15 protein-coding genes, 2 pseudogenes and 2 riboswitches are annotated in these 13906 nt (G+C 74.4%); of the genes and pseudogenes, 5 read left to right on the forward strand and 12 right to left on the reverse strand.

Annotation, left to right across the window (positions count from 1 at the left end):
- Positions 1 to 58 precede the first annotated feature (58 nt).
- Positions 59 to 180, reverse strand: a riboswitch (cobalamin riboswitch).
- Between the two features lie 39 nt (positions 181 to 219).
- The 3 genes and pseudogenes from IG88_RS39115 to IG88_RS0126695 form a co-directional block, all read left to right on the forward strand.
- Positions 220 to 618, forward strand: a pseudogene (locus tag IG88_RS39115) (hypothetical protein); the annotation flags it as partial.
- Between the two features lie 68 nt (positions 619 to 686).
- A riboswitch (cobalamin riboswitch) is annotated at positions 687 to 813 on the forward strand.
- Positions 814 to 875: 62 nt separating this feature from the next.
- On the forward strand, positions 876 to 1280 hold the full coding sequence (locus tag IG88_RS0126690; protein ID WP_063760646.1) for a hypothetical protein: 405 nt from the start codon (positions 876 to 878) through the stop codon (positions 1278 to 1280).
- Between the two features lie 36 nt (positions 1281 to 1316).
- A complete protein-coding gene (locus tag IG88_RS0126695) occupies positions 1317 to 2027 on the forward strand; it encodes a (2Fe-2S)-binding protein (protein WP_031046272.1) in 711 nt (236 codons plus the stop codon).
- 214 nt (positions 2028 to 2241) lie between these two features.
- Here IG88_RS0126695 and IG88_RS0126700 read toward each other — a convergent pair whose 3' ends face one another.
- Positions 2242 to 3360: a cobalt-precorrin-5B (C(1))-methyltransferase gene (locus IG88_RS0126700; protein ID WP_031046274.1), complete on the reverse strand. Its 1119-nt coding sequence runs from the start codon at positions 3358 to 3360 to the stop codon at positions 2242 to 2244.
- Positions 3361 to 3404: 44 nt separating this feature from the next.
- On the opposite strand from IG88_RS0126700, the gene IG88_RS0126705 reads away from it, so the two are divergent.
- Positions 3405 to 4193, forward strand: a complete 789-nt coding sequence (locus IG88_RS0126705) for a cobalt-precorrin-6A reductase (RefSeq protein WP_031046276.1) — start codon at positions 3405 to 3407, stop codon at positions 4191 to 4193.
- Here IG88_RS0126705 and IG88_RS0126710 read toward each other — a convergent pair.
- The 7 genes and pseudogenes from IG88_RS0126710 to IG88_RS0126740 form a co-directional block, all read right to left on the reverse strand.
- A pseudogene (locus IG88_RS0126710) lies at positions 4178 to 4618 on the reverse strand (SAM-dependent methyltransferase); the annotation flags it as partial. The gene IG88_RS0126705 and the pseudogene IG88_RS0126710 sit on opposite strands and share 16 nt — an antisense overlap.
- Positions 4619 to 4667: 49 nt before the next feature.
- On the reverse strand, positions 4668 to 5330 hold the full coding sequence (locus IG88_RS0126715) for a precorrin-8X methylmutase (RefSeq protein WP_031046283.1): 663 nt from the start codon (positions 5328 to 5330) through the stop codon (positions 4668 to 4670).
- Positions 5327 to 5569 (reverse strand): hypothetical protein, encoded by a 243-nt coding sequence (locus tag IG88_RS45325; protein WP_051852074.1) that lies wholly within the window; start codon positions 5567 to 5569, stop codon positions 5327 to 5329. Before IG88_RS45325 ends, IG88_RS0126715 begins: the two co-directional genes overlap by 4 nt.
- A gap of 836 nt (positions 5570 to 6405) precedes the next feature.
- A complete protein-coding gene (locus tag IG88_RS0126725; protein ID WP_031046286.1) occupies positions 6406 to 6783 on the reverse strand; it encodes a hypothetical protein in 378 nt (125 codons plus the stop codon).
- Positions 6784 to 6865: 82 nt separating this feature from the next.
- Positions 6866 to 7897, reverse strand: coding sequence for an NAD(P)/FAD-dependent oxidoreductase (locus IG88_RS0126730; RefSeq protein WP_031046289.1), 1032 nt, complete (start codon positions 7895 to 7897; stop codon positions 6866 to 6868).
- The gene (locus IG88_RS0126735; protein ID WP_031046291.1) at positions 7894 to 8409 is read right to left on the reverse strand and encodes an isoprenylcysteine carboxyl methyltransferase family protein; all 516 of its coding nucleotides are present in this window, start codon (positions 8407 to 8409) and stop codon (positions 7894 to 7896) included. Before IG88_RS0126735 ends, IG88_RS0126730 begins: the two co-directional genes overlap by 4 nt.
- A 9-nt stretch (positions 8410 to 8418) precedes the next feature.
- A complete protein-coding gene (locus IG88_RS0126740) occupies positions 8419 to 9603 on the reverse strand; it encodes a type III polyketide synthase (protein WP_420712104.1) in 1185 nt (394 codons plus the stop codon).
- A gap of 45 nt (positions 9604 to 9648) precedes the next feature.
- Here IG88_RS0126740 and IG88_RS0126745 point away from each other — a divergent pair, with 45 nt between their 5' ends.
- Positions 9649 to 10509 (forward strand): UbiA family prenyltransferase, encoded by an 861-nt coding sequence (locus tag IG88_RS0126745; RefSeq protein WP_037836763.1) that lies wholly within the window; start codon positions 9649 to 9651, stop codon positions 10507 to 10509.
- A gap of 134 nt (positions 10510 to 10643) precedes the next feature.
- Here the strand turns inward: IG88_RS0126745 and IG88_RS0126750 are convergent, their stop codons facing one another.
- The 4 genes from IG88_RS0126750 to uppS form a co-directional block, all read right to left on the reverse strand.
- Positions 10644 to 11036 (reverse strand): VOC family protein, encoded by a 393-nt coding sequence (locus tag IG88_RS0126750; protein WP_031046297.1) that lies wholly within the window; start codon positions 11034 to 11036, stop codon positions 10644 to 10646.
- Positions 11033 to 11335 carry an ArsR/SmtB family transcription factor gene (locus IG88_RS0126755; RefSeq protein WP_031046300.1) on the reverse strand — a complete coding sequence of 101 codons (303 nt, stop codon included), beginning with the start codon at positions 11333 to 11335 and terminating at the stop codon, positions 11033 to 11035. The genes IG88_RS0126750 and IG88_RS0126755 overlap by 4 nt, the downstream gene beginning before the upstream one ends.
- 76 nt (positions 11336 to 11411) lie before the next feature.
- Positions 11412 to 12881, reverse strand: coding sequence for an oxygenase MpaB family protein (locus tag IG88_RS0126760; protein WP_031046303.1), 1470 nt, complete (start codon positions 12879 to 12881; stop codon positions 11412 to 11414).
- The gene (gene uppS / locus IG88_RS0126765; protein ID WP_267884670.1) at positions 12878 to 13624 is read right to left on the reverse strand and encodes a polyprenyl diphosphate synthase; all 747 of its coding nucleotides are present in this window, start codon (positions 13622 to 13624) and stop codon (positions 12878 to 12880) included. The genes IG88_RS0126760 and uppS overlap by 4 nt, the downstream gene beginning before the upstream one ends.
- Positions 13625 to 13906 lie beyond the last annotated feature (282 nt).

Below are 13906 nucleotides of genomic sequence, written 5' to 3' on the forward strand. Positions count from 1 at the left end.
AAGGGGACACGTGAAGCCTCCTGGAGTCCGCGCTCCTTGGGACGGGCCCGCGACGGACCAGTGTCCTGACTCCCGGATCGACGTTCCCTCCGCCTTCCCGCGCGGCGCGCAGTGGCATGTCGGAGGGGCGCTCCCCGGTCACAGTGGCGGGACCGTGCCGGATTCGCACCGGCTTCCTGTCTCCCGTCGCGGCGATGACCAGATGATCCTACGCTGTGACTGCTGTTCTACGTCCGGCACCGCATCGGAGCGAACACAAGGCGACGGCTGCACCGCCGCGTGATCGTCGTCTACGTGTTGAGCGTGTGGCACACCCTGCTCCACGGAACCAACGTCCGGTACGGGGAGTGGCCGCGCACCGTCCTGTGACTGCTGCAACTCCCGTTCGCGGTAATGCTGTTGGTCCGCCTGCCGCGGCCCGCCCGGCGGGCCGAACGGCTGGGGCCACCCGGCGGGCGCGCGACCCGGCCGGGCTGGTGGGCGCGGGCGGCGGGACGGGGCGTCGTCGCGGGGGTCGTCCTCGGGCCGGTCGCCGTCGCGGTGTCCGGCCGCGACGGCGAGTGGGACCGGCCGACCCGTCCGCCCGCGACGGCCCCCCACGCCCAGGAGACGGACTGACGGCCGGCACCGCGCGGACCGGAGGGTGCACCGGGATGGGATGATGACCGACGACAGGGCGACGGCGGAACGAGGAAGCCGGTGTGAATCCGGCGCGGTCCCGCCACTGTGATCGGCGAGCGAGTCCCGACAGGCCACTGCCCGGGCCCGGGTGGGAAGGCCGGGACCAGCATTGACCCGAGAGCCAGGAGACTCACGCGGTCGCCTCCTCGACGGACCACCGGGGCGGATCTCCCCGGAGAGAGGAACGGCACCGCATGCCCGCAACGCCGACCGGACCGACGACGGACGACGAGGGGCCCGCGACGGCCACCGGCCCCGTGCCGTGCCGCATCGTCGTGTGCCGAGACTGCTGCTGCGGCAGCCCCAAGGTGACCGGCGTCGACCACGCGGCCCAGACCGAACGCCTGCGTGCCGCCGCACCGGTACGCGTCTCCGACTGCCTCGACGTCTGCGAACACGCCAACGTCATCGTCGTCCAGCCCTCTGCCGAAGGCCGGGCCCAAGGCGCCCGGCCCGTCTGGCTGGGGCTGGTCAACGACCCGGACGCGACCGAGGACATCGTCACCTGGGCACGTGCCGGCGGACCGGGCGTCGCACCCCCGCCGGACATCCTCGACCTGTACGCCATCACGCCGCCCCGACGGCGTACGGCCTCCTGACCCTACGGACAGAGAGCCCAAGGGAGGACCCGAAGCATGCACGAAGCCCGTGCCTCGACCGCGTCCGTCACCGCCGCCCTGCACGACGTGGCCGGCCTCGGCGGCTTCTTCGCCCTGCGGGTCGGCGGCCGGGACGACGGCTGGCATCCGATCGTCCGCTCGTACGCGGCGGGTTTCACCGACCTCGCCGAAGCCGTCGCCCGCCGGCACCGCACCCCGGAACCGCGCGTCGACGTCTCCATCGCCCAGCTCGGTCACGCCGCCCGCCTCTGGTCACCGGCCCTGGCCTGCGTCGTCCTGCACGGCATCGTCCCCGACCTGGAGGGGCTGGAGCGGGCCGACGACGGACCGGCCCTCCGGCTGCCCCGCCCGGCCGGCTGGTACGCCGACCGGCTCGACGACGGCCCCGCCCGCGCCCTGTACCAGCAGGTGACACGCCATCTGTCGGCACTGGCCGACGGACTGCGCGTCAAGGTCGCCCCACGCCTGCTGGACGGCAACTCGGCCTCGGCACTCGCCGGTGCGGCCCACGCCCTGCTCGCACTCCGTCCCGCCGTCCGCGGCCCGCTCACCGGCCTCACGACCGCGCTGCTGGACACGGGATGCCTGGCGGGCACCGGAGTGCTCACCGGCCCCGACCTCGCGTTCCGCCGCCGGAGTTGCTGCCTCTACTACCGCGCGCCGAACGGCTCGAAGTGCGGTGACTGCGGGCTGGCCGACGATGTGCCCCGCCGGGTCCCGCGGTGAGGATCTGCGGTGATGTGCACCCGACCGGCTTTGCACAGGTGGCAGCCCGTGAAGTGCGCTCCCCGGCGCCCTCGGCCGCCTCCCACGACCCCGAGGTCCTCGAGTCCGGCCTCCGGACCGAGGAAGCCCCCTGGAGCCGGGAGCTCGGACTCAGGGACCCGGACGGCAACCGCCTCCGGGTGGGCCCGGTCGCCACGCAGGCGGGCCCGCGTGCTCAGGCCGGGGCGCTGCGGCCCACCACCGTGCCGGCCCGGTCGATGCAGATCACGTCCACCGTGACCGGCGCACCGCGCAGCACCGCGAGGGCCTCGTCGCGGGCCGCCGTCGCGACCAGGTCGCCGAGCGGTACTCCGGCGGCCCGGCAGAGCTGGAGCGCGGCGAGCCCGGTGCCGGCCCCGGCCACCTCGCCGGCCAGCGCCTCGTCCGCGCCGCCGCGCCGGGCCAGTTCGGCGAGGAAGCCCTTGTCCACCTGGGAACGGGCGGAGTGCAGGTCGAGATGGCCCGCGGCGAGCTTGGAAAGCTTGGCGAAGCCGCCGCAGACGGTCAGACGGTCCACGGGGTGGCGCCGGACGTACTTCAGCACGGCGCCCGCGAAGTCCCCCATGTCGAGCAGGGCGTCCTCGGGCAGACCGTACTCGGCGACGACCGTCTTCTCCGACGTCGAGCCGGTGCACCCGGCGACGTGCGTCCGGCCCGCCGCCCGCGCCACGTCCACCCCGCGCCGGATCGAGTCGATCCACGCCGAGCACGAGTACGGCACGACGATCCCGGTCGTACCGAGGACGGAGAGCCCGCCGAGGATACCGAGCCGCGGGTTCCAGGTGGAGCGGGCGATCTCCTCGCCGTGGTCGACGGAGAGGGTGATCTCCACGTCGCCGCTGCCGCCGTGCCGCTCGGCGACGAGGGCGACGTGGTCCCGCATCATCCGGCGGGGCACCGGGTTCACGGCGGGCTCGCCGACCGGCAGAGGCAGACCGGGCCGGGTCACCGTGCCCACGCCGGGACCCGCCCGGAAGACGACCCCGGCCCCCGCCGGCAGCCGCCGTACCGTCGCCCGGACCAGCGCCCCGTGGGTGACGTCCGGGTCGTCACCGGCATCCTTCACGATCCCCGCCGTCGCGTGCCCGTCCGTCAGCTCCTCGGCCGCCAGCGCGAACGACGGCGTCTGCCCCTTGGGCAGCGTGATCGTCACCGGGTCGGGGAAGTCGCCGGTGAGAAGGGCGGTGTACGCGGCCGTAGTCGCCGCGGTGGCACAGGCACCGGTCGTCCAGCCGGGCCGCAGACCGGTGTGCTTGAGTTGGGCGCTGCGACCGCCCTTGGCCTCGCTGCTCATGTCTCACTCACGGGACGGGATCGTATGAAGGGGAGCTGTCTGTCGTGCACGTGCTGATCCTCGGTGGCACCACGGAGGCCCGCCGTCTCGCCGAGGTGCTGGCGGCCGAGCCGCTCCCGGGGCTGAGAGTGACGACCTCCCTGGCGGGGCGGGTGTCCGCGCCCCGGACACCGCCCGGCGAGGTGCGTGTCGGCGGCTTCGGCGGCGCCGAGGGCCTCGCCGCCTGGCTCGGCGGGCACGCGGTCGACCTGCTCGTCGACGCCACGCACCCGTTCGCCGGCACGATCAGCTTCCACGCGGCGGGCGCCGCCGCCACCGCCCGCGTCCCCATGCTCGCGCTGCGCCGCCCCGGCTGGACGCCGGGCGAGGGGGACGACTGGCACGAGGCCGGCTCGCCGGCGGAGGCCGCCGCGCTGCTGCCCTCCCTGGGCCGGCGTGTCTTCCTGACCACCGGCCGGACGGGCCTCGCGGCCTTCGCCGGCCTGGACGGACTGTGGTTCCTCGTACGGTCCGTCGACGCACCCGAGGCACCCTGTCCGCCCCGCACGGAAGTGCTGCTCGACCGCGGCCCGTTCACCCTTGACGGGGAGCGGGAGCTGCTGCTCCGGCACCGGATCGACGTGCTGGTCACCAAGGACAGCGGGGGAGCGGCCACGGCGCCGAAACTGGCGGCCGCCCGTGAGGCCGGGGTGCCCGTGGTCGTGGTGCGCCGACCACCGGTGCCCGAAGGGGTGCCGGTCGTCGCCACGCCCGAGGAGGCGGCGCGGTGCGTCCGGGAGGCACACGCGCGCCGCCTGCCCCCGGGGCGAGGAGGACCTCACGTCGCCGGGTAGCGGCGGGGGGTCCGGACGACCACTTCACCGTCTCCGCGCCGTACGACCTGTGTCTGCGAGGAGCCGATCAGGAGGATCGTGCGCATGCCGACCTCGGCCCGGTCCGGGTCCGCCGAGGCCGCCGCGCGCAGCCGCTCCGCGACGACCTCCCATGGCCTGAGCCGGTCGGACAGGGAGACCGCGGCGTACTCGTGGCCGAGCGGGGCGCCCGCGCGGGCGGCGGTGGCATGGGCGGCGGTCACCCCGGGCAGCACGCGCACGTCCGCGTACTCCGGCGTGGACGCGGCCTCCAGTACGGCGGTGGCCATGGCCAAGACCCCGGGGCCGCCGCCCGGCACGACGGCCACCCGCCGTCCCCGGCAGGCGAGTTGCAGCGCGAGCTCGGCGCGCTCCGCCGCCGGCCGGCCCGGACCCTCCAGGACCCGGCGCACCTCGGATCGCCGGGACCGGGCCCGACCCCGTACGGCTTGCCGCTCATTCTTCCTCGCTCGCGATCGCGTTGAGCGCGGCGGCGGCGATGGCGCTGCCGCCGCGACGGCCCCGCACGACCAGGTGCTCCAGGCCCGAGGGGTGGGCGGCCAGCGCGTCCTTGGACTCGGCTGCTCCGACGAAGCCGACGGGCACGCCGATGACGGCGGCCGGCCGGGGCGCCCCCTCCTCGATCATCTCCAGGAGGCGGAAGAGCGCGGTCGGCGCGTTGCCGACGGCGACCACCGCGCCCTCCAGCCGGTCGCGCCACAGCTCCAGGGCAGCGGCGCTGCGGGTGGTGCCGAGCCTGGCGGCCAGCTCGGGCACGGCCGGGTCGGACAGGGTGCACAGGACGTCGTTGTGCGCGGGCAGCCGCTTGCGCGTGACACCGCTGGCGACCATCTGCACGTCGCAGAGGATCGGCGCGCCGGCGCGGAGGGCTTCACGGGCGCGGCCGACCACCCCGGGGGACCAGGACAGGTCGCGGACGAGGTCGACCATCCCGCAGGCGTGGATCATCCGGACCGCGACCCGGCCGACGTCGGCGGGCAGGGCCGTGAGGTCGGCCTCCGCGCGGATGGTGGCGAAGGACTGGCGGTAGATGGCCGGCCCGTCCTTCTCGTAGTCGTACGTGGTCACGATGTTCTTCTCGCTGCTCTCGGTCGTCATACGGCGGATGAGGGGAGGGCCGCCAAGGCTGTGCCGAGGCAGGCGGTGGCGTCCAGCGGGACAGTGCGCGGCGGCCGGTCCCGGACGGTCTCGGTGAGGCGGCAGCCGCCGCCCGGCGCGGCCACCACGTCGATCCGGTCGCCCTGCGGCCGGCCGCAACGCCGTTCGCGGCCCGACCAGTACAGCGGCAGGCGCGAGTGGCCCGCGGCGGCCAGGGCGCGCGCCGCGTCGGTCCGCACGCCGGACCGGGTCCTGCCGCACCCCGGCCGACCGACGGGGGTGCCGACGCGCGGCCAGGGTGGAGAGGCTTCGGTGACCAGGCCGGTGTCCGCGGGGTCAGGCGCAGTTCGCCGGGCCGGGTGCCGGCGGTGGCGGTGGCGGTCCGGATCAGCTCGCGCCACACGGCCACGTCGGCTCCGAGCGCGGCCACGTCCCCGCGTCGGTCGTCGGGTGCGAACAGGAACCGGCCCGACAGCTCCCGCACCGCCTCGCTCGTACACAGCGCGCTGTCGAGGGACTCCAACCGGGGCCGTACATCCCGCTCGCGGCCCCCGTCCAGACCGGACAACGGCGAGGCGACGATGCTTCGCACCCGGTCGTGCGCGTGCGAACGGAGCAGGCCCACGCCGTCGAGCAGGCCGGCCAGTTCCGCTCCGCAGCCGTCGAGGAGCCCCCGGAGCTGCACATTGCCCCGTGAGGTGAGACGAAGATCCCGACCGTCTCCGGCGGCGTGCAGCCGCAGCGCGCCCGGGCAGGCGTCATCGCGCTCCCGTGAGGCCTCGGTGGCCTGGGACGACGAAGGCGCAGGGGGCGTGGGCATGGCGGCGAGCATACCGACCATCACACCGGATGTATGTCCCGCCCTCTTGCGGTGACCCTTACTGTGCTTCCCGGTGGCTCTCTCTTCGGCTACGACGCCAACCCCTGGGCCCTGCACGGCATCGCCGAACGCCTGCTGGAGGCGCTCCGCCAGGTGTACCTGAAGACGAAAGGCGACCTGGAGGGTGAGAAGCACCGAGGACCCGGGCGGCGCAGCCGGCGCACAGGCCGTGGACGAGTCGCGTGTTCGCCGTCGTCACTCGATCCAGCGGGCAGCGGCTTCGTAGGTCGTGTCGGGGGTGCTGTTGAACGCGATGGCCGCGTCGGGTGCGTACCGCCGGACCAGGTTGACCACCTGCTCCAGGAGTTCGACCTGATCGTCCGAGTGCCGCAGGCCACCGCCGATGGTGACGCACTCCCACGGACGGGACCGCAGCGCCGTCCCGACGACCACCGCCACGTCGTCACTTCCGTCAAGGCCGATCAGGCAGGTCTCCACGCCCACGCCATGCCGCGCGAACTTCGTCAGCCCCGCCTCGATCGCCTTGGCCGCCGGCTCGGGATCCCACGGCCCGGGAACCCGGTGCGGATCGAGCCCGATGACGAGGACGCGGGGTGAATCAGGGGTGTCCATGTCTGGACGATACGCGTCGAACGACCCGTGAACCGGAAGGCGAACGCCTCAGCGCCTGACTGACGACGCCGTAGACCGCGGCTCAGGCCAGCGCGTTGACCGCTGCCGAGAACACGCGGGGCAGACGGGCGGCCGTGGGCATGATGCGGGGCGCGAGCGCGGGCTGGAGGCGGGCTCGGAGCAGGAGGTCGGTCAGCAGTCGGTGCCGGCGCGTGGCCCGGAGCCAGTCGGTCTCGTAACGGCCCGGTGTGCCCCGGCGCAGGTTGGCGACCAGGGCCTCGGCGCCGACGAGCGCGAGGGCGATGCCTTCACCGGTCAGGGCGTCGACGTAGCCGGCGGCGTCGCCGACGAACAGGATCCTGCCGTGGGCCCGGGTGCGGGCCCGCTGCCGCAGGGGCCCGGCGCCCCGCACCGGGGTGACGGCCCGGTCCCGCGGCAGGCGGGCCACCAGGCCCGGAAAGCCCTCCAAGTGGGCGGTGAAGGAGGCTCGCCGGGTGGTCAGCACGGCGATGCCGACGAGCCGGGGACCGACCGGGGTGACGTACGCCTCCGCGTCCCCGCCCCAGTGCACTTCCACGTACGGCGACCAGGGCGTCACCGCGTAGTGCCGGCGCAGCCCGTAGCGGGGGGCGGCACGGGTTCGCACCTCCAGGCCGAGGGCGCGGCGCACCGGTGAGTGCAGGCCGTCCGCCGCGACCAGCCACCGGCAGCGCAGCCCCGTGCCGGGCACGGTCACGCCCGTACCGTCCTGCCGTACCTCTCCCACGCGCAGCGGCAGCACGGGCACCCCGGCTGCCAGCACGGCGCGGTGCAGCACGCCGTGCAGGTCGGTGCGGCGCACGCCCATGCCGGAGCCCCGGCGGAACGCGGCCTCGACCCGGCGGGCGCCCTGGACGTAGCGGATGCCGCCGACGGGGACGCCGGGGACCTCCAGGCCGAGTGCGGCGAGCGAGCGGACCGCGCCGGGCATCAGCCCCTCGCCGCAGGCCTTGTCGACCGGGGCGGGTCGCGGCTCGACGACGACCGTGTCGAGACCGGCGCGCGCGGCGTGCAGGGCGGTGGCGAGACCGGCGGGTCCGCCTCCGACGATCACCAGGTCGTGGCGGGCACTCACGCGGGCGCCGCCTGGGCCAGGGCCGTGTTCTCACAGCGCAGGCGGACGGAGAGCAGGAACGCGTTGGCCGCGGTGAAGACGGTCGCGGTCAGCCACGCCGAGTGCACCAGGGGCAGGGCGGCCACCTCCACCACGACCGCGACGTAGTTCGGATGCCGCAGGAAGCGGTAGGGTCCGGCACCGACCAGACGCGCTCCCGGGACGACGATCACCCGGGTGTTCCAGTAGGGCCCGAGCGTCGCGACGCACCACCAGCGCAGGATCTGCGCCAGGAGCGCCAGGGCCAGCATGGGCCATCCCAGGGCGGGCAGGAACGGACGGTCGGCGAGCAGGGTTTCGAGCAGACAGCACACGAGCAGCCCGGTGTGCAGGGCGACCATCACGGGGTAGTGGCCGCGGCCGTGCTCGATGCCGGCGCGGGCGAGCGTCCACGCCGCGTTGCGGCGGGCGACGACGAGTTCGGCCACGCGTTCGGCGGCGACGGCGAGGACCAGGAGCGTGTACCACGGCATGAGAGCACCTCACCAGCGCAGGAGGACGAGTTCCGAGCAGAACCCCGGGCCCATCGCCAGGAGCAGGCCCCACGTGCCGTGCTCCGGTTCACGACGGGCCCGGACGTCCTCGAGAATGTGCAGCACGGACACGGACGACATGTTCCCCACCGCGGCGAGGGAGCGCCGCGAGGAGTCCAGGGCGTCGTCGGCCAGGCCCAGGCTCTCGCTCACCGCCGACAGGACCCGCGGGCCACCCGGGTGGCAGATCCAGGTTCCGATGTCGTCGACGGTCAACTCGTGCTCGGCCAGGAAGGCGCGCAGGTGCCGGCCGAAGCGGCCCCGGACGATGTCCGGGACACCGGCGTCGATCACGACGCGGAAGCCGGTGGCACCGATCTCCCATCCGAGCAGATGCTCGGTCCCCGGGTACAGCCGGCTGCGCGTGGCGACCACGCGGGGACCGGCCGCTGGTTCGACCGTGCCGCTGCCGCTGCCGCTGCCGCTGCCGCTGCCGCTGCCGTCGCCGCCGTGCGCGACGAGTGCGGCCGCGCCGTCGCCGAAGAGCGCCCCGGCCACGAGGTTGGCACGCGAGCCGTCACCGCGCTGGAGCGTCAGCGAGCACAGCTCGACGGTGAGCAGTACGGCGGTGTCGCCCGGATGCCCGAGCAGGTGGTCGTGCACCCGGGCCAGACCGGCGGCGCCCGCGACGCAGCCGAGCCCGAACAGCGGAAGCCGTTTGACGTCGGGGCGCAGCCCCATGCGTCCGGCCAGCCGGGCGTCGAGCGACGGCGTGGCCACGCCCGTGATCGAGGCGAACACCAGCAGGTCGACGTCGGCCGGTGCCAGTCCCGCGTCCCGCAGCGCGCCCGAAAGGGCCTCCTCGCCCAGTTCGAGACCCGCCTCGATCCACGCGTCGTTGCGGCGCCCGAAGTCACCGAGCCGGGCGTACCGCTCGATCGGCAGGGCGAGGTGACGCGTGCGCACCCCCGCGGCCGCGTGCACCCGGTGCAGCAGGGCGCGGTCCGCACCGGGTGGCAGGCACAGGTCGCCGATGAGCCCGGTGAGTTCGTCCTGGGCGTACCGGTGCGGGGGCAGCGCGCACCGCACGGCGGCGATGCGGGGGCCCGTCGCGGCCGGGGGCGAAGGGCGGCGCGCGGTGGCAGGGGGAGTGGACGGGGCGGGAGCAGGCTCGACGATCACGGGGACACGCATGTCGCCCATGCCTTCCTCGGCCGGCGCTCCCACTACCGTGCCTATGTGTCACTCCACCCGTCCGGGGTTCTCCCGCGCTCGTCCGGCACGGTCGTGGCGCTGCTGCGCGCCTGCCATCCGGAACCGACGGCCGCCGTCACCGTCTTCGTGGCGGCCCTGGCGGCCGGAGCCGGCCGCGGGCCGGGCGGGTCGGTGGCGGTGTCCCTCGCCGTACTGTCCGGCCAGCTCTCGATCGGCTGGTGCAACGACGCGGTCGACGCACGGCGCGACACGGCCTGCGGACGCGGTGACAAGCCGGTGGGCACCGGGCAGCTTCCGCGTGCCGCTGCCGCCGTCGCGGCGGGCACGGCCCTTGTCCTGTGCGTACCGCTGTCCCTGTTCTGCGGGCTCGCCGCGGGAGCGGCCCACCTGGTGGGGGTGGCCGCCGGCTGGGCGTACAACCTGCGGCTGAAGCGGACGGTCCTCTCGCCGCTGCCGTACGCCGTGGGCTTCGCCTCCCTGCCGGCCCTCGTCACCCTCGGCCCGCCGCTGTCGGCCTGGCCCGCCTGGTGGGCCACGGCCGCCGGGGCCCTGCTGGGCGTGGGAGCCCACCTCGCGAATGTGCTGCCGGACATCGAGGACGACCTCGCCACGGGGGTGCGCGGGCTGCCCCAGCGGCTGCGCCGGCCTGCCTGCCGCCGGCTGGCGCCGGTCGTGATGTCGGCCGCCGTGGGAGTGCTCGTCGTGGGACCGCCCGGCTCGACCGGGGCCGCGGACCGGGTGCTGGCGGGGGCGGCCGTGGCCGCCGCCGTGGCGGGCACGGCGGTGCGGTCGGGAACCCGCAGCCGGTGGCCCTTCCGCGCGGCCATCGTGGTCGCCGGCATCGCGGTGGCCCAACTGCTGCTGCACGCCCCCGACATGACCTGAGCTGGGCACCCCCCGGCCCTCGCCGCAGAGGGAGTGACGACGGGGAATCCGGGGCCGCGGACGTCCAGGACCGACGGGAGCCGGGTCGGCCGGGAGGCGTCGCCCGCCGTCGCGGAGTGGGGTGGTGGGGGCCGTCACCGCGGCCGGGTGGAGATCTGGATCAGGTTGCCGCAGGTGTCGTCGAAGACGGCGGTGGTGACGGGGCCCGCCTCCAGCGGCTCCTGGGTGAAGCGGACGCCGAGGGCCCTCATGCGCTCGTACTCGGCGTGGACGTCGTCGACGGTGAACTGGGCGAGGGGGATACCGTCCTCGGTGAGGGCGTCGCGGTAGGGCTTGACGGCCGGGTGGCCCGCGGGCTCCAGCAGGAGTTCGGTGCCGTCGGGCTCGTCGGCGGAGACGACGGTCAGCCACCTGTCCTGTTCCCCCACCGGCACGTCGTGCTTCTTCACGAAGCCGAGCACCTCGGTGTAGAACCGCAGCGCCTTGGCCTGGTCGTCGACGAAGACGCTGGTCAGGTGGATCCTCATGGGGTGGTCTCCTTCGCTTTCGACGTGCCGGGGACCGGCCATCGCTCGGTGATGTGCCTCAGTGGCGCGGTGTTCGGGTCGTGGTACTTGCAGCGGCCCTCGCGCCGGGAGTTCACGAGCCCGGCGGCCTCGAGTACGGCGAGGTGCTGGGAGACCCCCTGGCGGGAGATGGCCAGCCCGTGGTTCATGCTCAGCCGCGAGCAGATCTCGAACAGGGTCTGTCCGGACTTCCGCACGAGTTCGTCGAGGATGATGCGCCGCGTGCGGTCGCTCAGGGCTTTGAAGAGTTCGTCGGCCACCACGGCACTATAGGCAAGTCGCTGCTTGCCTATCAAGGCGGTGGCCGGCACCGCCCGCCCGCCCGTCGGCCGGCGCCTACGAGTCCGCGAAGAGGGGGTCGTAAGGGGCGCTCGTGCGGCCTCCCGACATGAAGGAGACGAAGTCGCCCACGAAGGCGCTCCGGCCGTACGCCGAGTCACCGGTGGCGAGGTCGCGGTGGAAGGCGGTGCGGAAGAGCGCCCGGTACTCGTCGGCGTCGATGGTGCCGTTCCCGTCCCTGTCGGTGGCGTCGAACAGCACCTCGGCGACGCGGATCAGCGCGGGCCCGGCCATGGCGGGGACGGCGGCGGCGTACTCGGCGGCGCTGACGCGGCCGTCACCGTCGGTGTCGAGGGCGCCCTGGAGTTCGCGCCACCAGGCGGCGAAGGCGTCGTAGAGCCGGGTCTCCTCGGGCTCGTCCAGGTCCAGCCGGGTGGACAGTTCCCGCGCCATGGCCGCGAGGTCCGGCCAGTCGAGGTGGCCGTCGCCGGTCTGGTCCAGGACCTGCCGGAAGAACTCCTCCGCGGGGCGTCGGCTCGCGTGCGCGCCCGCGGGCACCGGGCCGTCGGAGCCGCCCAGGGGGGTGATCAGGCGGAGCAGGGCCGCGGCCTGCTCCATACGGCCGCGCAGGGCGGTCACGGTCCGGGCGCTGGGGTCGTCGGTCGTGGGGGAGAGCGTGAGCAACTCGATGACCTTCTCCGCGTCGAGCCAGCCCTCGGGCAGGAAGCGGGCCAGTCCGGCGGTGAGGTAGGCGCCCCGCATGAGGGTCTCGGCGCCGGGCATCTCCGGCAGGCCGGCCCGCCGCCGGTACGGCTCGGGGAGGGAGGCGACCGTGATCGCGCCGAGGAGCGGCCCGGCGACGGCCCGGCCCGCCGCCCACAGGGTCGGCGCGCCGCCGAGCAGCGCCGGGGCGGGCAAGTGGTCGAACAGCCGGTACAGGATGATGCGGGCCGCCTCCGTGTTCTCCAGTTCCTCCTCGACGACCCGGTCGAAGTACGTCCAGAAGTCCTGGACGTTCTCGGGGAGTTCTCCGGCGTCGCCGTCAAGGGCGGCGAGGAACGCGCGGTACTCGGCGTACATCCGTTCCATCGTGTCCTGTTCGAGAGGCTGGCCGCTCAGTCGGCACATCGTGACGGCACTCTCGAAAAGGGTGGCGACCACCCAGGCGCGGGTGGCGCGGTCCATCGCGTCGTAGGGCCGGCCACGGGAGTCCGAGCCGCTCATGCGCGCGTGCAGCCGGTTGAGCCGGGCGGCCTCCCGCTCCCGTACCGCGGGGTCGCCGCTGTACATGCGCCGCATGCTCAGGAAGGTGTTGCGGAGCCGGCGCCAGGGGTGGGCGACGAAGGTGGAATTGTCTGCGAGGGCCGCGCCGATCTGGGGGTGGGCCGCCTCCAGCACGGTCGCACGGATGATGCCGAGGGCCCAGCGCGGATCGTCGAAGAAGGAGTGGAACCGTGAACCCGGCGCGAACAAGGGGGGTTCGTCGTCGGGCTGCCCGGTGTGCGTGCGGCTCGTGTCGGTCGTCATCGTGGGTCTCCGTTCGTCGGGGGCGGTACGTCGCCGAAGCGGCGGTCGCGGCGCCGGTAGGTGTCCAGGCAGGCCAGGAAGTCGGGGGCCCGGAAGTCCGGCCAGAGCACGTCGGGGAACGTCCACTCGGCGTAGGCGACCTTCCAGAGCATGAAGTTGGAGATGCGCTGCTCGCCGGAGGTCCGGATGACCAGGTCCACATCGGGTGTGTCGGGGAACGGCAGGTGCTGGGCGAAGAGGTCCTCGGTCACCTCGTCCGCCGGCGTCCCGCTCCGGATGAGCGACCGCGCGGCCTCGACGATGTCCCTGCGTCCGCCGTGATCGAACGCCACGGTCAGCGTCATGCCCCGGTTGCCGTCGGTCAGCGTCGTCAGGTCGGCGAAGTCCTGGGCCAGTCCGAGGGGAATGCGGGGGTCGGTGACCCCGAGGAAGCGGCAGCGGATGCCGCGGGCGAGCAGGAGCGGTGCGTGCTTGCGCACCACCCGGCGGACCAGGCCCATCAGATAGTCGACTTCCGCCCCGGGCCGCTTCCAGTTCTCGGTGGAGAACGCGTACAGGGTCAGCCACTCGACACCCGCCGACCGGGCCGTCTCGATGATCTCGACGACCGTGGCCTCAGCAGCCCGGTGACCCGCCGTACGGGGCAGCGAACGCCGTTGTGCCCACCGGCCGTTCCCGTCCATCACGCAGGCCACGTGCCTGGGCACGGCGCGTGCTGCGGCGGGCTCGCCGCCCTGGTCCACCGTGCCGGGCGTCGCCGCACGTCCGGCAGTAGCGCGCTCGTTCACACCCACCCGCCCCGCCTCACCCACGCCCCCACCGGCGCGTTCCCTGTCGGGATCCTGGCAGCGGCAGGGACGTCGGCAGGCGGAAACGGCCCGCCGTCATCCTTGGCTCACATGTCCGAGTCCCCCCCCCGGCGATGCGGCAGGTCCCTGCGGCGCCGGCGCCGACTGTCGCGTCTGCCCGCCGCGCCACGGAATTAACGTGCGTTTTGGTGGCTTGCCCTGCGGAGGCAAGGGCAT

Source organism: Streptomyces sp. NRRL F-5650 (genome assembly GCF_000721365.1).
GTDB lineage: Bacteria > Actinomycetota > Actinomycetes > Streptomycetales > Streptomycetaceae > Streptomyces > Streptomyces ardesiacus.